The following is a 19096-nucleotide window of genomic DNA, read 5'->3' as shown; positions in this document are numbered from 1 at the left end:
GGCGTTTGCTTTGTTTTAGGAGCGCGACAACCAGCGCCGATTGTCCCTACGCGCGCGTAACGCGAGTATTCAGGCAGAGATCAGGGGGTAACAATGTCAATCATGGACACGTTAGGGGCTATTTCTGGACGACTGGATGAATACTCACCCCGTCCGGCGTTTATGGTGAGGGTTGGCGATAAGCAGGTTACAGAGCTGAATGATCGGCTGATATCGTTATCGCTGACGGATAATCGCGGGTTTGAAGCGGATTCACTGGAATTGGTGCTTGACGATGCAGACGGAAAATTAGCCCTGCCGGAGCGCGGCGCAAAGGTAACCGTGGCACTGGGCTGGGCGAATGAGCCGCTAATCAGCAAGGGGACATTCACGGTTGATGAAATTGCGCATCGTGGCCCGCCTGATCAGTTGACTATCAGCGCCCGCAGCGCGGATTTCAGAGAAACATTTAACGTTAAGCGTGAATACAGTTGGCACAATGTGACCGTCGGATTTGTGGTCTCTGCTATCGCCAGTCGTTACGGACTGAAAGCCGGTGTAACGGAACGGCTGGCGAAGCTGGAACTTGATCATGCTGACCAGACGAATGAATCAGATATCAGCTTCCTTACTCGCATGGCAGAAATGGTTGGGGCAATCACAACCATAAAAAACGGTATGTTGCTGTTCATTGTCCCAGGACAGGCGGTTTCACAAAGTGGCAAGCCACTACCGGCCATCACCATTACACGCAGTAGCGGAGACAGTCACAGCTTCCGCGTTGCTGACCGCGACGCGTACACCGGCGTTACGGCGTATTGGCTGGATCTGAATTTTGGCAAGACCAAAACGACAAAGGTAAAAAATAAACGCAAAACCAGTACGCCAGCTAAAAAGAAAGAACCGGCATCAAGCAGTAAAGAGGGGAATTATCTGAAGGGAACGGAAGGTAATGTCTATGTTATGCGTTCGACGTTTAAAACCGAGCAAGCGGCAAAACGCGCCGCTGCGGCCAAATGGTCGACGTTACAGCGTGGTGCCGCAGAATTCAGTATGACGTTAGCGCGAGGCCGTGCCGATTTATATCCCGAATTACACGCCCGTATGTCTGGATTTAAAACGGTTATCGATAATGCCGATTGGATAATTACACGCTGCGTACATGAAATCAGCCAATCGGGATTTACGACATCGCTGGAATTTGAAGTGAAAATAACGGATTGGGCAGCAGACGATAATGATGATTAATACAACGCCTGTGTATAATGACAGTAACACCAACCGTTTGAGGGGTTGTCATGGCGATCAAATGTCCAAAGTGCCGCGCAACTGCAAAAACACGTACCAGCGTAGAACTTAGCCCATTGGTTCGACGTAGCTATCACCAGTGCCAAAACATGATGTGCGGCTACTGCTTTACCAGCATGACGCACATTGATGAAGCACTGAACGAAACGAAGCCCGCGCCTGGCGCATGTGTCCCCACCAATATCTTTCCCCGTAGCCACAAGGGGGAAAATCAGTTGGATTTAGCGCTGTAGATTGTTCAATCCTACTTAACAAAAGCGGCTAAATTCTTGGCCGCTTTTTTCATGCCTAAAATCAGCGCTGCCACTCTGCTGCCATTTTGCTGCCACTTGCCCTTTTTCAGGCACAAAAAAACCGCCTTTCGGCGGTCTACGACATTGCACATAAGTGCTTGTTTTAATTCTTTTTAAATCAATGGTGCCCGGGGCGGGACTTGAACCCGCACAGCGCGAACGCCGAGGGATTTTAAATCCCTTGTGTCTACCGATTTCACCACCCGGGCATAAATTTTGGAGGCGCGTTCCGGAGTCGAACCGGACTAGACGGATTTGCAATCCGCTACATAACCGCTTTGTTAACGCGCCAAAATATTTAGGTCTTAGTGACCAACATCCGCTATTGCCGATGTTTTAAATTGGAGCGGGAAACGAGACTCGAACTCGCGACCCCGACCTTGGCAAGGTCGTGCTCTACCAACTGAGCTATTCCCGCAATGCAGAACTTACTGATTTTTCTAACTTCTTACAAACCAACGTTGCTCTTGATGCGATGCATTCTACTGACCTGACACGATGAGTCAACAGAATTATCAAGCAACCATGTTCGTTTGCTGGTTTTTACGGCGCTTCGATCAAGGTTCAAGCAAATCGTGACGCGCCGCGTTCAAATATTGGAACATGGACCAGAAAGTGAGCACCGCCGCGATGTACAACGCCACAACACCCACACCTTCAACAATGCGTTCCGGCCGCCATAGCAAAGCAAAAAGCGCCATCATCTGAGCCGTAGTTTTCACCTTTCCTATCCACGACACGGCAACGCTGCTTCTTTTGCCAATTTCAGCCATCCACTCGCGCAAGGCGGAAATAATGATTTCCCGCGCGATCATCGTTGCTGCTGGCAGCGTAATCCACCACGAATGATAGTGTTCCGCAACCAGCACCAACGCGACAGCCACCATCACTTTATCTGCAACGGGATCGAGGAAAGCACCAAAACGCGTGGTCTGTTTCCAACGGCGGGCAAGGAAACCATCAAACCAATCCGTCACGGCAGCAAATACAAAAATCAGCGCACAAAGCAGCGGTGCCCAGACGAATGGAAGATAAAATGCCAGCACAAAAAACGGAATAAGAGCAACACGAAACAGGGTAAGCAACGTCGGTATATTAAATTGCATAGCGCTTAGGTAACTATCTGACTGGAGTGGATACTAGGAGTATGTTGCTACATTGTCCCTAGTGTTTCAATGCATGGAAGATCTTTTCTGCCAATGTATGCGAAATTCCAGGAACATTTGCAATATCCTCGATGCTGGCATTCATCAAAGGCTGTAACCCCCCCATGTATTTCAGCAGGGTTTGACGACGTTTAGGGCCGACACCGTCGATAAGCTCCAGCGTACTGGTATTCTTTATTTTTGCTCTCTTTTTGCGATGCCCGCCAATCGCATGGTCATGCGAATCATCGCGAATATGCTGGATAACGTGCAACGCGGGAGAATCAGGCGGCAGGGCCACGCCCTCGCCCGTCGCTTCAAAAAACAGGGTTTCCAGCCCAGCTTTACGATCGCTGCCCTTCGCGACACCAAGTAGCAAAGGCTTATTTTTATCCCATGGTACTTGTAACGAGTCAAACACGGCCTGAGCCTGACCGAGTTGCCCTTTCCCACCATCAATGACAATGACATCCGGTATTTTACTTTCATCCAGCGCTTTACCGTACCGGCGTCGGAGGACTTGCGCCATGGCCGCATAATCATCACCGGGCGTAATACCACTGATATTATAGCGGCGATATTCCGAACGTGACGGACCATTGGCATCGAATACCACGCAGGACGCCACTGTTTGCTCCCCCATCATATGACTGATGTCAAAACACTCCATGCGATGGATTTCAGGCAGTTGCAAGACGCTTGCTAATGCATCCAAGCGCTGATGAATTGTGGATTGCTGAGACAGTTTGGTGACCAACGCAGTCGCAGCATTCGTCCGCGCCAGTTTTAAATAGCGAGCACGGTCACCACGAGGTTTCGTCTGAATCTGCACTTTTCTCCCCGCAACCGCCGTCAAGGATGCCATCAGCACGTCTTTATCGGGCAAGCTAAAGTCAAGCAGAACTTCTGCTGGAAGCGATCGGACTAAGCTTCCTTGCAAATAGAACTGCCCGACAAACGTTTGCACTACTTCCCCTAATTCCGTACCACAAGGGATTTTGGGGAAATAGCTCCGGCTGCCAAGCACGTTTCCCTGTCGGATAAACAGGACATAGACGCAAGCCATGCCAGCATCAAAAGCCACACTGATCACATCCAGATCTTCGCCGTCGCCGGAAACAAATTGTTTTTCCATCACCCGCCGAACCGCCTGGATCTGATCGCGTATCCGGGCTGCCTCTTCAAAATTCAGATCGCGACTAGCGGCTTCCATTCGAGAGATGAGTTGATTCAGTACCTGCTGATCTTTGCCAGACAAAAACAGACGAACATAGTCAACCTGCTGCTGATAATCCTCATCGCTAACCAAACCGCTAACGCAAGGCCCGAGGCAGCGACCGATTTGATATTGCAGGCAAGGACGAGAGCGGTTGCGATAAACGCTATTCTCGCACTGCCGTACTGGGAACAGTTTTTGAAGTAATATCAGCGTTTCACGCACGGCATTGCCGTTGGGAAACGGGCCGAAATACTCGCCCTTCGCATGCTTGGCACCACGGTGCACCGCCAGACGCGGATGAGTGTCACTACTCAGGAAAATCATGGGGTAGGATTTATCATCGCGCAGCAAGACGTTATAACGCGGCTGATAAAGCTTGATGTAGTTGTGTTCCAGCAGTAAGGCTTCAGTTTCTGTGTGCGTGATCGTGACATCAATATGCTTGATGCTTTTGACCAATGCCTCGGTTTTACGGCTGGCGACATGGCTGCGGAAATAGCTGGCAAGCCGTTTTTTTAAGTCTTTTGCCTTACCAACGTAGATGACCGTATCGCCTGCATCATACATACGGTAGACACCAGGCTGGCTCGTTACCGTTTTTAAAAATGCCGAAGCATCGAAACTCTCACTCACTACTTAACAATGTCTCCGCGGTAAAAAGCCCATACTTGATAGCAAGATGAGTCAACTCTACGTCACCGTTAATATTCAGCTTGCTAAACATACGGTAACGATAGCTGTTCACTGTTTTAGGGCTAAGATTAAGCTGTTCTGAGATTTCAGTCACTTTCTGCCCCTTCGTTATCATTAGCATAATCTGTAATTCGCGTTCAGACAAACACTCCAGCGGCGCGTCCGTCTGTGGCTCCAACTGGCTTAGTGCCATCTGTTGAGCAATATCAGAAGCTATATACCGTTTGCCTGCATGTACTGCTCGAATGGCGGAGATGACTTCCTGAGGGGCTGCAGCTTTGCTTACATATCCCGCAGCTCCGGCCTGCATGACTTTTGCGGGTAGCGGATTCTCCGTATAAATAGTGAGCATGATGACTTTTATATCTGGCGTAAAACGCAGGATTTTACGCGTTGCTTCAAGCCCACCGATACCCGGCATGCTCATGTCCATCAGGACAACATCCACGTCATTGCTTCGGCACCATTTAACGGCATCTTCACCACAGCATGCCTCACCAACCACTTTCAGACCTTTGATATCCTCAAGAATGCGTCGTATCCCTGCCCGCACCAGTTCATGGTCATCAACAAGAAAAACGCTAATCAAAGAATAATTCTCCAAAAAAGGGAGTAACACTTACATAAAAAGTTGCTTGCAGGTGATACTACGTTGGTTTCAAAAAATAATGAACACTGATTTATATGAATAAGTATTTTAAAATATGCAGAGAAGGAATAAAGCATATTCTCGATCATAACAATATATCGTCAACCTGATGGTGTATGTCGATCACATTCTTAACATTTCAAATAAGCCACACAGTATAAACAGTTCGATGGCACAAAATGTATAAAAAAAATGAAAATCAAATGGCATGCAATTGGCTTCACATTTCAAATGTCAACAAAAAATCACTATTGTAAGCAGGGTATTGTTAGAAATCTTATCATCGCCTACTGCTTTATTATACAAATAATATATTCAGTGAAGCACGTCCATAGTGAACATCATATGTATTAAACGAAACACATCCATAGTCTTTACCACGAAAAAATACCAAGAATATAGATGCTATTTTAATAAGTTAAATGCATAAAAAACAGCCACTAAAATGGCGTTATCCGCGAATAATATCAATCCACAACATGCTGTATGGTATACTCCTGACATCTGGTTCAGCCTGTCGCGTTAGCGGTAACGCCCGTAGCAGGCGAAGAAAAACACTTTTTTCTTGTTGAGGAGACAACATGAGCAACGCAGACTTTTCTACTGCCGCATCCGCCGGAACACTGGCCCATGAAGTTACCTGCCTGAAGGCGATGGTTACACTGTTATTAAAGTCAATCGGTCAGGCAGACGCCGGTAAAGTTATCATCAATATGGAAAGATATATTGCTCAATTGGAAGATGCCGAGCAAGCCGCTGTTTTTGATAACACGATTAAACAAATCAAAACCAGCTACCGTAAATAGCACTATTTGCTACACCGCCATCTTAATAATTATCTCTGGCGGTGTAGTGATATTTAACATTGTGCTACTGATTAAAAAATAGAGACGCTCGTCTATTTATTTCCGACACGGATGAGCTTCAAAAGTAGCGCTTCTTCTTTCTTTTTATATTGCGTTAATTCCGTCACCAACGCTTTATCCAGGAGCTGTTTCCGCGAAAGTGCTTTTCTTTCATCAACCAGTTCCCTCAGCTCGGTGAAACATTCATTTATCTTGTACTCTTTAGAACTTTCCGTACAAATTATCTCATGGATTGCCTGACTCAGTTCAGACAATGAGATAACCGATTTTGGATCCTGGTGACTTTTTTCTATGACAGCCAGTAATTTTTCGAATCCCATATGAACCTCCTAAATCAAACAGAAACTTGCGTATGGCAAACCAGGAAACTTCAGCTACCTCTAAACGCCGCCCTAGTGGATGTGAACACAACCCTGAGCAAACTCATCATACTCAAGCTGCATAGGCTCTGGCTACGCGACCCGGCACACTGACACATACTTCTGTGTGCTTCAGCCTAAAAGGCCTGTGCCTTGCGTTGTCCAAAAAGTGAAGGTTTTGTCTTACAACTCGAATTGTTTAGAGCAACTCAACCGTGCGTCAGTATTACACTCTGTCGGCCATTCCGTCTGTTAAGCATAGCACTTTCTCGCGACGCTTAAGGACACGTGAGGCACATTCTCACCGAGCAGAGCGATGACTGCCAGCAATACTATCATCCCCGCTATATTCCCCTTCGATGTTAACGCTCCATATGAATAAAAAGACACCGAGAGAATCTAATCTGTTAAGAAAAAAATGGTGATTAAAATCAGAAGAATAAAATTTAGGAGAGTAAAAATTAATGAAAAAAGTAAGAGAAAACCCAAGAGAAAATATAATTAACGAGAAATTAACTAAAAAGAAAAATAATAGTAAAAAACAGTACAATTATCGTAACTCATTGAAACTGTTGGTGGGTCGTGTAGGGCTCGAACCTACGACCAATTGATTAAGAGTCAACTGCTCTACCAACTGAGCTAACGACCCAACGGGAAGGATTATTCTCTTCCCCGACTCATCTGTCAAATACTTCATATTAATTTTTTATACGCGATAATAGCATTGTTAGAGATTGGTAAATTTGTTAACCTGCTCAGCCTATTTATCTATGCCTCTCATCGTTTATATCCTCTTCATTTTAGGGCGAAAAACATACAACACTACTTTACACCATTATCTGCCCTCTTTATACCTGGCTATCTCAGACATCCGCTGTAATAAGTACCGCGGTTGCGCTATCTTATTTGTTTCGATTTTCGCAAACGAGAGCCGCCAAAGAGCTCAAAAAAACATCACAGACAGAAACAGGAACCTGTACTTAAAATGGTCGAACAATCAAAAGAAGCCGCAGACCTTGCCCCTGAACAGGGAGAGGGACTGCAACGGAATCTGACTAATCGTCATATTCAGCTCATCGCCATCGGCGGAGCGATCGGTACTGGGCTATTCATGGGCTCAGGAAAAACAATCAGCATGGCAGGCCCTTCGATCATTTTCGTTTATATGATCATTGGCTTTATGCTGTTTTTCGTCATGCGTGCAATGGGAGAGCTATTACTCTCCAACCTCAACTATAAATCATTCAGCGATTTCGCGGCCGACCTGCTCGGGCCATGGGCAGGTTTCTTCACTGGCTGGACTTACTGGTTCTGCTGGGTCGTAACCGGGATCGCCGATGTCGTCGCAATTAGCGCCTATTCTCAGTTTTGGTTCCCCGATTTATCACAGTGGATCTCGTCCCTGCTTTGCGTTCTACTCTTACTTACGCTAAATCTGGCAACAGTGAAACTGTTCGGCGAGATGGAATTCTGGTTCGCCATGATAAAAATTGTCGCCATAGTGGCGTTAATCGCCGTCGGCGCGGTGCTGGTAATGATGCAATTCTCCTCCCCATCAGGCAACGTCGCCTCTTTTACCAACCTCTGGAATGATGGTGGCATGTTCCCCAAAGGAATCAGCGGTTTCTTTGCCGGATTCCAGATAGCCGTATTTGCCTTTGTCGGCATCGAACTGGTTGGTACAACGGCTGCTGAAACGAAAAACCCGAAAGTCGTATTGCCACGCGCGATTAACGCCATCCCGATTCGCATCATCATGTTTTATGTTTTTGCGCTTATCATGATTATGTCTGTCACGCCCTGGGGCGCGATTACGGCGGATCGTAGTCCTTTTGTGGAAATGTTCGTGCTTGTCGGATTACCTGCGGCTGCCAGTATGATCAACTTCGTCGTCCTGACATCTGCGGCATCCTCGGCGAATAGTGGCGTTTTCTCCACCAGCCGCATGCTCTTTGGTCTAGCTAAGCAAGGCGATGCACCGAAAAGCTTCGGCATGCTCTCTAAACGCGCGGTTCCTTCGGCAGGATTGATGTTTTCCTGTATTTGTTTGCTTTCCGGCGTCGTGTTGATCTACCTGATTCCAAACGTGATGACCGTCTTTACGCTGGTGACCACCGTCTCCGCAATTTTATTCATGTTCATCTGGAGCATCATTCTGTGCTCTTACCTGACCTATCGTAAAAAGCGCCCTCAGCTACATGCCGAGTCATCCTATAAAATGCCATTGGGTATTTTCATGTGTTGGATATGTCTGGCCTTTTTCGCTTTTGTTATTGTACTGTTAACATTACAGCCAGATACACGGCAGGCGCTCATTGTCACACCGCTGTGGTTTATTGTTCTGGCTATTGCTTATCAGTTTATTCGGCGGAAAAAACAGGCTGTTAGCGCGGAGTAAAGCGTATATAAATGCAAGGAAGGCGCGGACAACGTCGGCGCCTTCAGTTTTTTTCAGCAAAATTACACATAGCAGAAGTATTCTCTATTATTAGATATAAACAATTCTCAATTGGATATGCGGAAATTAATATGCGATCAATTAATATCGTCACCATTGATATATCAGAAAGTTATTCCCGTGATGAAACGGTTGTGATTCGATTGATGTTTTTCGTCAATAGTTCGAAAGCTAAGTAATCATAGCCATCCTTCCGCTGATAGGCATCAGCAACCACACCCTCTATCTTTTTATTTAACTCATTGATTTTACCGTCATCAAATGTTAAAACAATAGCAGAAATCAGCATCTCCAACGATTCAATCTTCGCGCTAAGCGCTTTTTCTCCAGCTTCTTTTTCTGCCAGCTTTATTAAAAGATGAGAGAGGATATTATTCATTTGAACTCCTTAATCAAAAAAATAACCGTCATACACCCATAAGGTAACACCTGTCGTGACGGACAGAATTAGAGAAAACATAACGAAGATTAATGTAACACTGTGAATGGCCTGATCGCTAGTGTCTATTACCATTTTAAGGAAATCATATTCACATCGCGGCAATAAAGTGAAGTGGCATATAAATAAACCAAATAAATAAAAACCCATTTTATTTTTGAGACCAATGTTCTCTGTTTTGAACAAGATCGATAAGGTGATAAACCGTGATAAAGTTCACGAAAAAAAAATAAAAATACATAGATTTCTAGCAGAACATTAGAAAAGAAAGTCAGATCGAGTAGCCAGCCATCGAAAAACGGCTGGCCCTGATAGTTAACGCTTACGCGCTCATTGATTGTCGTGCGCCACTCACCGCATCCTTTGCCTGCTCACACTGTGACAATATCGTCTGTGCATGAGAATAAAGAATTTTCCCTGCTTCGGTAGGCGTCACACCGCGTCGACTACGCACCAACAGCTGTTTTTCGAGTTCACTCTCCAGCGTCGCGACCTGCTGGCTCAGCGCCGGTTGTGCAATATGCAACAACTCAGCAGCCTGAGTCAGGCTACCGATATCAACGATTTTCACAAAATATTTGAGCCGTCTAAGATTCATGTCTGCCTCCTGAGTAGTTACTCTAAAGAGGTAGCAAGAAGCGCGCCATATTGTGCACCCATCCCTAAGAAAAAGTGATACCTCATTGATAAGCCACAGGTAAAATAAGGAAAAGCAATGATTCTGCTAACCAACGCCCCTGATTTTGTCTGGAGAATCCGCCTCCGGCCCACGACTCATCTGCACCATCCTAAAGCAACTCCTGCTATTTTAGAGTGCAATCCTGCCCGCTAATCGACGCATCTCACGGCTTTCCTGTGCTCAACTTGAGCAATAATTTCAATATGTTGGTCATTAGTTCGGCAATCAAGCGCGCCAAGCGATAACAGCCTTTGACAACCTGAAACGCTCCCGCTATTATCCTTCGCACTTAACCGATTCCTCTGTAGTTCAGTCGGTAGAACGGCGGACTGTTAATCCGTATGTCACTGGTTCGAGTCCAGTCAGAGGAGCCAAATTCTTGTTTTCATGCCGCTTTACGAATCCTTATCTGATTCAGATTCAATAGGTTAGCGTGAAAGGTCTTCCCGATGCATTTTCAGTTTACCCTCCGCATCGGGAGAACTTGGTGGTCAGATTTGGGGTCAAATTGGTTCGATGACGAAGTGCCCCCCCAAATGTCTCTTAACGACTCAAAAATCCGCAACTTAAAACCATCAGCAAAACCCTTCAAAGTTTCCGATTCTCACGGTCTATATCTTTTAATTAATCTAGGCGGTTCACGTCTCTGGTATCTCAAATATCGCATCAATAGAAAAGAATCACGCCTCGGCTTAGGTGCCTACCCTGATGTATCTCTGGCCGACGCTCGTCAACAACGTGACGGAGTCCGCAAATTGCTGGCGCAGAATATCAACTGTAGTGGTCAACTAAAACTGGCCACGGCTTTAGCGTTTTTCATGAATCGATTTTCAGATTCGTTTGGCGGTAACCCACCATTATATTCATTCGGCCTGAGTGAACTGTAATATCCCACGATGTCGTCTGTAATAGCGTGAGCGGCTTCGCTGAAGCTCATGTAGCCATTACGGGTACCCACTCATTTTTCAAACTCTCAAGGGTATTAACAGCGAAGTTCACCTTGCAGCGCTGACCGCCAACAACCGTTTCGATTTCCCCCCAGTCGTGCTGGAGTTGTTGACCGGGCAGGGTCTCGAAGGACGCCCGCAGAGCCCGTTTGGGATGCAGATACTGACGCAGTATGGAACGACATCCGTCGTAACCCTGTTGTTTTATCTCCTGAAAAATGACTTCGGCATTCCAGACATACTCACGCAAACGTAGGTCAACATAATCTATAAACGGGCGGAGTTTTTTCATGGATTCACGTTTACGCGTAACAACAGCGCTTTCAGTGAGATGTCGTCTAACTGTGCACTCAGAACAGCCGATATGCTGATCGATGTCGATAATATGCGCGCTGTGAATACGTATCGGCTTTATCATGAGAAGGTCCTCTCTGCTTAACATGCGACTTCTCCGTCTGGTGTAGGAACCTTGAGAGAAGACCATGTTGGGTGGAGTGGACAAAATTTATGGTGATTTACGGTCTTATATCCGTGTTGCTGGCATACTGATGATATTTCCCGGAGAAGCTCGCGGTGCGGAAAGCACGATTTACTCAGCCCCCGAGCAATAGCGGCGCTGAAGAACCTGTTGCGAACCGCTTTATTAAGCCCTAACGTGAGTATTGCTCTTCGCCCTTGTATCTTGAAGTTTAAGTATGATTGACCTGCAACAGGTTTGGCACAGTTCATGTAGCTTGTTCGCCCTTGGGTATTCACTATTTTGATTGATGAGGAAAAATGGAACGCTTGTTTGTCTACGGTACGCTGCGTCCGGGTCACGCAAATGCCTATATTCTGGAGAACATCGGTGGAGAATGGTTGCCGGGCTACGTGACAGGCATGTTTTATGAGCGTGGCTGGGGTGCCGCCGCGGATTTTCCAGGGGTAGTCCTGAATGATACTGGGCCACGCGTCAGCGGTTATCTGTTTTTATCTGCTAACCTTGGGGCGCACTGGCCAATGCTGGATGAATTTGAAGAGGGCTACGATCGCGTTGAAGTTGTGGTTACCACGGAGGAAGGCTCGCAGATTACAGCCTGGGTTTATCAGCTACAGCCACAAACAGGCCCCTAAGCAATATAGCTCAAATACGTTCTCTACCCTGCTCTATACCAGTAAGGAAAGGCAATGTGAAAATCCCGCTGAGGGAAACACAGCGGGATGCTTTTTTAGCCTCTTATGACCGTGGGTTAAGATGGGAAGCGGATATCACCATACTCACCTTGCATCTTTTTCAACATGCCCTCAACGACCGCTACTCATTGCCCCATTGGTTCAGGAACGTCGCGATCTCATCAATACGATGCTCGTCAATACCCGCTTCACTGGCCATCTCCTTCTGCGCCTCTTCACTGATTTCGTCGTTATTCATTAAGCGGGTGAGCAGCAGTTTGAAATAGCGCGCCAGAGCGTCACGTTCTGACTCACTCACTGGTTTTTCAGATTCCGTCGCATACTCATCCGTGATGTCATAAAATTTAGGCGGTATTTCATTGTTCATAAGTCATCCTCAGGGATTCAGGTCTATGTCCGTTGATGCTGGCATCGTCTTGCCGGGATCATACCATTCTTACGTCGTTTTCCTGTCATCCATCTAGGTGAAAGGGGCCAAAAGAGGTTGGTTCAATCTCTTAGATACGAAAAACAGAGCACGCTTTTCCGTTTTAGTCTTACCATAAGTCCATGCAGTCAAATTCAAATAACCATATGAATTACAATTATAAATTCTGTATAACAGTGACCACTGCGACGACGTCGATTCGAACCGTACATCAAGTCATGAAGATGGCTCATGTCTATTGAAATTAAATCACTTTTACTCACTCGATGAGTCTGGCATAAATTGTGCAGACAATATGAAATCTGCTGAATGATAAGACCTGAAAATCTTCGAAAAGAAAGACATAAAATCAGGTTGATATCAACAATTAGGATGTTAGATCGCGATGAATAAGAATTTTACATTTACGATTAAGAACACGCGTTTCGATGAGAATTATAACCCGTCCGAAAATACGCGTATCACGACCAACTTTGCGAATTTGGCGAGAGGAAAGAACCGCCAGGAAAACTTGCGCAACGCCTTAAAAATGATTGACAACCGTTTCAATTCTCTGGCGCATTGGGATAACTCTAAAAGCGATCGTTACGCTGTTGAGCTCGATATCATTTCCGTTGAAATTGATATTGAAGGCAATGGCAACACCTTTCCTGTCATCGAAATATTGAAAACGAATGTTGTTGATAAAAAAACCAACGAACGTATTGAAGGGATTGTAGGGAATAATTTCTCCTCCTACGTGCGAGATTATGACTTTAGCGTATTGCTGTCAGATCATAATAAGAGCAACCCTGGATTTAGCACCCCCGATAACTTTGGCGATCTGCATGGAAATATCTTTAAATGCTTCGTGAATTCGAAGAGCTATAAAGAGAGTTTTAGTAAATCGCCAGTGATATGCCTCAGCGTTTCAAGTAAAAATACCTATCACAGGACTGGAAACCAGCATCCTGTATTAGGCATCGAATACCAGCAAGATGAATATTCATTGACCGACCAATACTTCCATAAAATGGGGTTACAGGCTCGCTATTTTATGCCGCCAAATAGCGTTGCACCTTTGGCCTTCTATTTTTCTGGTGACTTACTGAGTGATTACACGAATCTTGAGCTGATCAGCACCATCTCCACGATGGAGACGTTTCAAAAGATTTACCGACCTGAGATTTACAATGCAAACTCTCCGGCAGGTCAATGCTATCAGCCGAGCCTGAATCATCAGGATCATTCCTTCACTCAAATTGTTTATGATCGAGAAGAACGTAGCCTGTTGGCTATCGAGCAGGGAAAGTTTACGGAGAAAAACTTCATCAAACCATACCACGCTATTCTTGAGCAATGGTCTGCTAATTACGTTCTTTGATTAACCAAACACACAAGGTCACTGATTATTATGAAAATATTGCTACCCACTTCAACCGCAGGCAGCTTACCTAAACCTTCTTGGCTGGCACAGCCTGAAACACTGTGGTCACCCTGGAAATTACAAGGTGAGGAGTTGATTGAGGGCAAACAAGATGCGCTACGTTTGAGCCTGGCAGATCAACTACAGGCAGGGATTGATATTGTCAGCGACGGCGAGCAAACGCGCCAACATTTTGTCACGACGTTTATTGAGCACCTCAGCGGTGTTGATTTCGAGAAACGTGAGATCGTTAAAATTCGTAATCGCTATGACGCGAGTGTGCCGACAGTCATTGGTGCAGTGGTTCGCCAAAAGCCTGTTTTTGTTGAAGACGCTAAATTTTTACGTCAGCACACGACTCAACCGATCAAATGGGCCCTGCCTGGCCCCATGACAATGATCGATACGCTTTATGATAGCCACTATAAAAGTCGCGAAAAACTCGCCTGGGAATTCGCCACCATTCTGAATCAAGAAGCTAAAGAGTTAGAGGCGGCGGGTGTCGACATTATCCAGTTTGATGAACCCGCATTTAATGTCTTTTTTGATGAGGTGAATGATTGGGGAATTGCCGCGTTAGAAAGAGCCGTTGAAGGGCTTAAATGTGAAACGGCGGTGCACATTTGCTATGGCTATGGCATCAAAGCCAATACCGATTGGAAAAAGACGCTGGGGTCCGAGTGGCGACAATATGAAGAAATTTTCCCTAAATTGCAAAAATCGACCATCGATATCATTTCACTGGAATGTCAGAACTCCCGTGTTCCCATGGATCTGATTGAACTCATTCGCGGTAAAAAAGTGATGGTAGGCGCTATTGACGTGGCAACCAATACTATTGAGACACCAGAGGAAGTCGCCGATACGCTACGAAAAGCACTTCAGTTTGTGGATGCTGACAAGCTCTATCCGTCTACCAACTGTGGCATGGCTCCGTTGTCTCGCCGCGTCGCAAGAGGCAAACTCAATGCGCTAAGTGCAGGCGCGGAAATCGTTCGCAGAGAACTTCTGGCTAAATAACGTCGCCAAAGCGTTGACCACGTGAAACAAACTCAGTCCGGTTGGCGATCCAATTCATCGCCAACGGTCCCATCCCACCAGCAGGACTGAGCGAAACATCAGCCTAAATGAAAAGCCCGTCAGGGCTTTTCATCGATAAGCATCTGCAAAACGTTAATCACCACAGAGACTGTAATTTGAATTGTGTCATTGCCTGTTTTTGATATGTTCACTTCAACAACGGTTGCACGCAAGCCAATCTAATTTTCACGCTCGATTGAGTTGCATGAAAAGGTCATCGGAGCCTTCATTGAAAAGTACATTTTCTACTAATTTGAGTCATTATCTGTGACCCGGAGGCCTGCCTGTCTAATAACCCCACATCAATATACTGCCCCAGATTGTGCTGCTGAAGATCCGATATATAAGGAATTTCGCCCAGCATTGGCGCAGGCAGGCGCTGTTGCAGCGTTTGCAGATACGGCTGGTGCCATTTTCCTGGTGGCGTGATGTCGTTTGCGATCCAGCCAGCCAGGCGCAGGCCAGCGTGGTGAATCGCGTGGGCGGTCAACATTGCGTGATTAATACAACCCAGCTTGATGCCGACCACCAAAATCACGGGAAGCTGTTCCTGAACGACCCAGTCGGCGAACGTATTCTGCGCCGACAGCGGCGTAAACCATCCGCCAGCGCCTTCTACCAGCAGCCAATCCGCCTGTGTTTCTAATGCCCGCAGGCCTGCGGACAATGCAGAGAGATGAACAGGCCGCTGCTCCACCGTACTGATAATATGTGGCGAGGTCGGCTCCATAAACGCCAACGGGTTCACCGCCTGATAATCCAGCCGGACGCGGCTATTAGCCTGAAGTGCCAGCGCATCGCTGTTACGAATGCCATCGGCTGTCATTTCACAGCCGGACGCCACGGGTTTATAGCCTGCGGTGCGGTATCCGGCCTGATTCGCCGCCTGAAGTAGCGCCGTGCTGGCGACCGTTTTCCCGACTTCAGTATCCGTGCCTGTCACAAACCAGCGCTCAATCACGATAAATCACTCCATAAACCAGTTGATAGCTGAGCGGGTAGCCGCCCTGCTCTTGCGAATAGTGGGCAGACAGCGCCGCCAAACGCGCCCGGCTCAATAGCCCCGGCGTGCGCCCTTCGTGCAGCCAGGTCGCCCCAATCCCCTTCAGCGATTTCATTAACGCCAATACATCAGGGAAAAAACAGACCTCACGTTCTTGTACCAGGTGATGCCGATAAGGCTGGCAGGCCGCGTCGATAGCAGAGAGCGGCAGAAAGCGATTTGTCCGCTGCGTGCCATCCAGCGCCTGCCACGCCCGCGACAGTTCGCTTAAGGAGCCGTCTGCCAGCGTCGAAAAGGCAATCACGCCCCCCGGCCGCGTGACCCGATACAGCTCTGCCAGCACACGCGGTAACGAGTCGCACCACTGTATAGCCAGATTGCTATAGCTGATGTCTACACAGCAATCTGCCAGCGGAAGGTTTTCGATATCCCCTTCCTGATAACGATCGGCGACCTGCTGCTCACGAGCATGCGCCAGCATGTCCACCGACAAATCCAGCGCGGTCACCGATTTACCGGCCTGACGCCAACGGCGGCTAAAGTGCCCAGTTCCACAGCCCGCATCCAATACCTGTAAACCACTGTGCGACGGCATCAGTGCCAGCAGGCGTTCCCCGCTGGTGCGTTGCAGTTCGGCAAAGCGGTCATAGCACCCTGCCGCACGTCCAAACGCCTGCGCAATCGCCTGCTTGTTATAGTTTTCTGTCAGCATGATGTAATACCGTAAGCAAGCGACTGATGTCTTCTGGCTGATGTTCCGCCGTCAGCGTAATCCGCAGGCGTGGGCTGCCGGGCGGCACCGTCGGTGGTCGCATGGCGCTAACCCACACGCCCTGTTCACGCAGGTGGTTCGTTAACACCAGCGCTCGTGCGTTCTCGCCGACAATCAGCGGCTGAATCGCGCTCTGTGAATCCATCAGTTGATAGGACGAGTTGGAAAAGCCCGCGCGGAACTGCGCAACGTTACGCCGTAGTGCATCACGCCGCGCATCGCCCTGCCGGACACACTGGAGTGCCGCGCTCAGCGCACAGGCCTGCGCCGCGGGCATTGAGGTGCTGTAAATCAAATGACGGGCAAATTGCAGGAAGTATTCGGCCAGCGGTTCAGCGCACAACACCGCCGCGCCGCTCACGCCAAACGCTTTGCCAAACGTGACAATCAGCAGCTCAGGTTTAATGCCTTGCTGCCAGCAGCTCCCACGACCTTCCTCACCCAGCACGCCAATCCCGTGTGCATCGTCCACCATCAGCCAGGCACCGTGCGTTCTGCACTGAGCCTGTAGCGCCGATAACGGCGCAGTATCGCCATCCATGCTGAAAACACCTTCGGTCACCACCAGCGTCTGGCCGTCGGCAGGCTTTTCCAGCAGCGTTTGCAGACTATCGGCCTGATTGTGTTTAAAGCGTCGCAAGGTAGCAGGTGACTGTGCCGCGGCTTCCAGCAGCGACGCATGGCTGAGTTTATCGGCCAAAATACGGTCTTCCGCCTGAGCCAGTGCAGCGACGACAGCCTGATTCGCGGCATAGCCGGAAATAAACAGCAGCGCCCGCGGATAGCCCAGCCAGTCGGCAAGCTGACTTTCCAGCGTCGCATGGGCATCGGTATACCCGGTCACATGCCCGGAACCGCCGCTGCCAATCCCGTATTGCTCTGCCCCCTGCTGCCAGGCGCGCACAATCTCCGGGTGGTGGCTCAGCCCCAGATAGTCGTTGCTGGAAAAATTCAGGTAGCAGCGATCGCCCTGCATCAGCCAGCGCCCGCTGCCGCCTTGATTCGCCAACCTCACGCGATAAGCATCATCACGCTGGCGTTGTGCCAGCGCGGCTTCAATACGTTGCTGCCAACTCATGATGCAACACGCCTTACCTGATGGCGCACTCGCAGGGCGTTATACCGCAGCATTATAAAACTGCTCGCTATCGGCATTAATCAGCTGTTCTGCCAGCCACTGCTGCTGTTGGTTATCTCCGTATTCGGTCGCCGTCTGCTGCGGGTTCAAACCTAACTTGAGGAACAGCGCCAGATCTTTGTCTTCTTTCGGATTTGGCGTCGTTAACAGCTTGCAACCGTAGAAAATAGCGTTCGCACCGGCCATAAAACACATCGCCTGCGTTTGTTCACTCATCTGCTCGCGTCCGGCGGACAAACGCACATAGGAAGCCGGCATCATGATACGCGCCACGGCAATCGTACGGATGAAATCAAACGGATCGACGTCCTCATTCTCCGCCAGCGGCGTTCCTTTCACCTTAACCAGCATGTTGATCGGCACGCTTTCCGGCGGCGTCGGCAAGTTAGCCAACTGCACCAACAGACCGGCGCGATCGCGTACGGTTTCCCCCAATCCAACGATGCCGCCGGAACAGACTTTAATGCCCGCCCCGCGCACTTTATCCAGCGTATCCAGACGTTCCTGGTAGGTACGAGTCGTGATGATACTGCCGTAAAACTCCGGCGAGGTATCGAGGTTATGGTTATAGAAATCCAGCCCGGCAGAGGCCAGACGCTCGGCCTGATCGTTATGCAGCGTTCCCAGCGTCATGCAGGTTTCCATCCCCATCTCTTTGACGCCTTTTACCATCTGTTCCAGATACGGCATATCGCGCTCGTGCGGATTTTTCCACGCTGCGCCCATACAAAAACGCGTCGATCCTGCCGCTTTCGCCTGACGGGCCGACTCCAGCACCTGTTCAACCTGCATCAGACGTTCGGTGTCAATCCCGGTACGATAGCGGGAACTTTGCGGGCAATACTTGCAGTCTTCAGGGCAGGCGCCGGTTTTTATCGACAGTAGCGTGCTTACCTGCACCTGACGGGGGTCAAAATGCAGGCGGTGGACCTGCTGCGCTTCAAACATCAGTTCCAGAAAAGGTTTATTAAATAAGTCTTGCACTTGCTCAAGCGTCCAGTAAATGCGGTCAGCCATCGCGGCATCTCCAAACTAAAAACGTTTCTCCAGTGTAAATTAACCCG

General features: G+C 48.2%; 17 protein-coding genes, 5 tRNA genes and 5 pseudogenes. 10 read left to right on the top strand and 17 right to left on the bottom strand.

The annotated features are described in order from the left end of the window. Positions 1-93: 93 nt before the first annotated feature. A complete protein-coding gene (locus O1Q74_RS07630) occupies positions 94-1227 on the top strand; it encodes a phage late control D family protein (protein ID WP_271877720.1) in 1134 nt (377 codons plus the stop codon). A gap of 50 nt (positions 1228-1277) precedes the next feature. Next, positions 1278-1520 carry an ogr/Delta-like zinc finger family protein gene (locus O1Q74_RS07625; RefSeq protein WP_015840867.1) on the top strand — a complete coding sequence of 81 codons (243 nt, stop codon included), beginning with the start codon at positions 1278-1280 and terminating at the stop codon, positions 1518-1520. A 182-nt stretch (positions 1521-1702) separates the two neighbouring features. Here the strand turns inward: O1Q74_RS07625 and O1Q74_RS07620 are convergent. The 6 genes from O1Q74_RS07620 to uvrY form a co-directional block, all read right to left on the bottom strand. Beyond that, positions 1703-1789: transfer RNA gene (locus O1Q74_RS07620), tRNA-Leu, on the bottom strand. A gap of 8 nt (positions 1790-1797) precedes the next feature. Then, positions 1798-1871, bottom strand: a tRNA-Cys gene (locus O1Q74_RS07615). Between the two features lie 51 nt (positions 1872-1922). After that, a tRNA-Gly gene (locus tag O1Q74_RS07610) sits at positions 1923-1998 on the bottom strand. Between the two features lie 139 nt (positions 1999-2137). Next, positions 2138-2686, bottom strand: a complete 549-nt coding sequence (gene pgsA / locus O1Q74_RS07605) for a CDP-diacylglycerol--glycerol-3-phosphate 3-phosphatidyltransferase (protein WP_271877718.1) — start codon at positions 2684-2686, stop codon at positions 2138-2140. 58 nt (positions 2687-2744) lie between these two features. Continuing rightward, positions 2745-4577 (bottom strand): excinuclease ABC subunit UvrC, encoded by a 1833-nt coding sequence (gene uvrC, locus O1Q74_RS07600; protein ID WP_271877716.1) that lies wholly within the window; start codon positions 4575-4577, stop codon positions 2745-2747. Beyond that, on the bottom strand, positions 4570-5226 hold the full coding sequence (gene uvrY / locus O1Q74_RS07595; protein WP_271877715.1) for a UvrY/SirA/GacA family response regulator transcription factor: 657 nt from the start codon (positions 5224-5226) through the stop codon (positions 4570-4572). The genes uvrC and uvrY overlap by 8 nt, the downstream gene beginning before the upstream one ends. Positions 5227-5867: 641 nt before the next feature. Here uvrY and O1Q74_RS07590 point away from each other — a divergent pair. Then, positions 5868-6092, top strand: a complete 225-nt coding sequence (locus O1Q74_RS07590; RefSeq protein WP_271877713.1) for a DUF2594 family protein — start codon at positions 5868-5870, stop codon at positions 6090-6092. 92 nt (positions 6093-6184) lie between these two features. On the opposite strand, the gene O1Q74_RS07585 is transcribed toward O1Q74_RS07590, so the two are convergent. Next, entirely contained in the window at positions 6185-6472 is a 288-nt protein-coding gene (locus O1Q74_RS07585) for a hypothetical protein (protein WP_271877712.1), read from the bottom strand. A gap of 612 nt (positions 6473-7084) precedes the next feature. Further along, positions 7085-7160 (bottom strand) — tRNA-Lys (locus O1Q74_RS07580). A gap of 336 nt (positions 7161-7496) precedes the next feature. Between O1Q74_RS07580 and cycA the strand changes: the two genes are divergently transcribed. Next, entirely contained in the window at positions 7497-8909 is a 1413-nt protein-coding gene (cycA, locus tag O1Q74_RS07575; protein ID WP_271877710.1) for a D-serine/D-alanine/glycine transporter, read from the top strand. Positions 8910-9081: 172 nt separating this feature from the next. Here the strand turns inward: cycA and iraP are convergent, their stop codons facing one another. Both iraP and O1Q74_RS07565 read right to left on the bottom strand, forming a co-directional pair. Next, a complete protein-coding gene (gene iraP, locus O1Q74_RS07570; protein WP_271877708.1) occupies positions 9082-9348 on the bottom strand; it encodes an anti-adapter protein IraP in 267 nt (88 codons plus the stop codon). Positions 9349-9736: 388 nt separating this feature from the next. Continuing rightward, a pseudogene (locus O1Q74_RS07565) lies at positions 9737-10006 on the bottom strand (LysR family transcriptional regulator); the annotation flags it as partial. Between the two features lie 379 nt (positions 10007-10385). Between O1Q74_RS07565 and O1Q74_RS07560 the strand changes: the two are divergent. Then, a tRNA-Asn gene (locus tag O1Q74_RS07560) sits at positions 10386-10461 on the top strand. A 162-nt stretch (positions 10462-10623) separates the two neighbouring features. Next, positions 10624-10875, top strand: a pseudogene (locus O1Q74_RS07555) (Arm DNA-binding domain-containing protein); the annotation flags it as partial. Here O1Q74_RS07555 and O1Q74_RS07550 read toward each other — a convergent pair. Next, positions 10872-11059, bottom strand: a pseudogene (locus tag O1Q74_RS07550) (IS3 family transposase); the annotation flags it as partial. The pseudogenes O1Q74_RS07555 and O1Q74_RS07550 overlap by 4 nt on opposite strands. A 3-nt stretch (positions 11060-11062) precedes the next feature. Continuing rightward, positions 11063-11476: pseudogene (locus O1Q74_RS07545) on the bottom strand (hypothetical protein); the annotation flags it as partial. 335 nt (positions 11477-11811) lie between these two features. Between O1Q74_RS07545 and O1Q74_RS07540 the strand changes: the two are divergent. Then, the gene (locus tag O1Q74_RS07540) at positions 11812-12147 is read left to right on the top strand and encodes a gamma-glutamylcyclotransferase family protein (RefSeq protein WP_271877706.1); all 336 of its coding nucleotides are present in this window, start codon (positions 11812-11814) and stop codon (positions 12145-12147) included. A 181-nt stretch (positions 12148-12328) separates the two neighbouring features. On the opposite strand, the gene O1Q74_RS07535 is transcribed toward O1Q74_RS07540, so the two are convergent. After that, entirely contained in the window at positions 12329-12574 is a 246-nt protein-coding gene (locus tag O1Q74_RS07535; RefSeq protein WP_271877705.1) for a YmjA family protein, read from the bottom strand. 445 nt (positions 12575-13019) lie between these two features. On the opposite strand from O1Q74_RS07535, the gene O1Q74_RS07530 reads away from it, so the two are divergent. From O1Q74_RS07530 to O1Q74_RS07520, 3 genes and pseudogenes are all read left to right on the top strand, one after another. Next, positions 13020-13997 carry a DUF1852 domain-containing protein gene (locus O1Q74_RS07530; protein WP_271877703.1) on the top strand — a complete coding sequence of 326 codons (978 nt, stop codon included), beginning with the start codon at positions 13020-13022 and terminating at the stop codon, positions 13995-13997. Between the two features lie 30 nt (positions 13998-14027). Further along, positions 14028-15059 carry a methionine synthase gene (locus O1Q74_RS07525; protein ID WP_271877701.1) on the top strand — a complete coding sequence of 344 codons (1032 nt, stop codon included), beginning with the start codon at positions 14028-14030 and terminating at the stop codon, positions 15057-15059. A gap of 243 nt (positions 15060-15302) precedes the next feature. After that, positions 15303-15371, top strand: a pseudogene (locus tag O1Q74_RS07520) (IS1 family transposase); the annotation flags it as partial. On the opposite strand, the gene bioD reads toward O1Q74_RS07520, so the two are convergent. Genes bioD through bioB form a run of 4 tightly spaced genes read right to left on the bottom strand, consistent with a single transcriptional unit; the run spans position 15346 to position 19049 of the window. Continuing rightward, the gene (gene bioD / locus O1Q74_RS07515; protein ID WP_271877699.1) at positions 15346-16080 is read right to left on the bottom strand and encodes a dethiobiotin synthase; all 735 of its coding nucleotides are present in this window, start codon (positions 16078-16080) and stop codon (positions 15346-15348) included. The pseudogene O1Q74_RS07520 and the gene bioD overlap by 26 nt on opposite strands. Beyond that, positions 16073-16834, bottom strand: coding sequence for a malonyl-ACP O-methyltransferase BioC (gene bioC, locus O1Q74_RS07510; RefSeq protein ID WP_271877697.1), 762 nt, complete (start codon positions 16832-16834; stop codon positions 16073-16075). The genes bioD and bioC overlap by 8 nt, the downstream gene beginning before the upstream one ends. Next, positions 16815-17972, bottom strand: a complete 1158-nt coding sequence (gene bioF, locus O1Q74_RS07505; RefSeq protein ID WP_271877696.1) for an 8-amino-7-oxononanoate synthase — start codon at positions 17970-17972, stop codon at positions 16815-16817. Before bioF ends, bioC begins: the two co-directional genes overlap by 20 nt. Positions 17973-18011: 39 nt before the next feature. Further along, positions 18012-19049 carry a biotin synthase BioB gene (gene bioB, locus O1Q74_RS07500; RefSeq protein ID WP_271877694.1) on the bottom strand — a complete coding sequence of 346 codons (1038 nt, stop codon included), beginning with the start codon at positions 19047-19049 and terminating at the stop codon, positions 18012-18014. Between the last annotated feature and the right edge of the window lie 47 nt (positions 19050-19096).

The sequence above is a fragment of the Pectobacterium sp. A5351 genome, assembly GCF_028335745.1.
GTDB lineage: Bacteria > Pseudomonadota > Gammaproteobacteria > Enterobacterales > Enterobacteriaceae > Pectobacterium.
The sequence above is the reverse complement of the archived record's forward strand: the minus strand, read 5'-3'. Positions and strand labels throughout refer to the sequence as shown.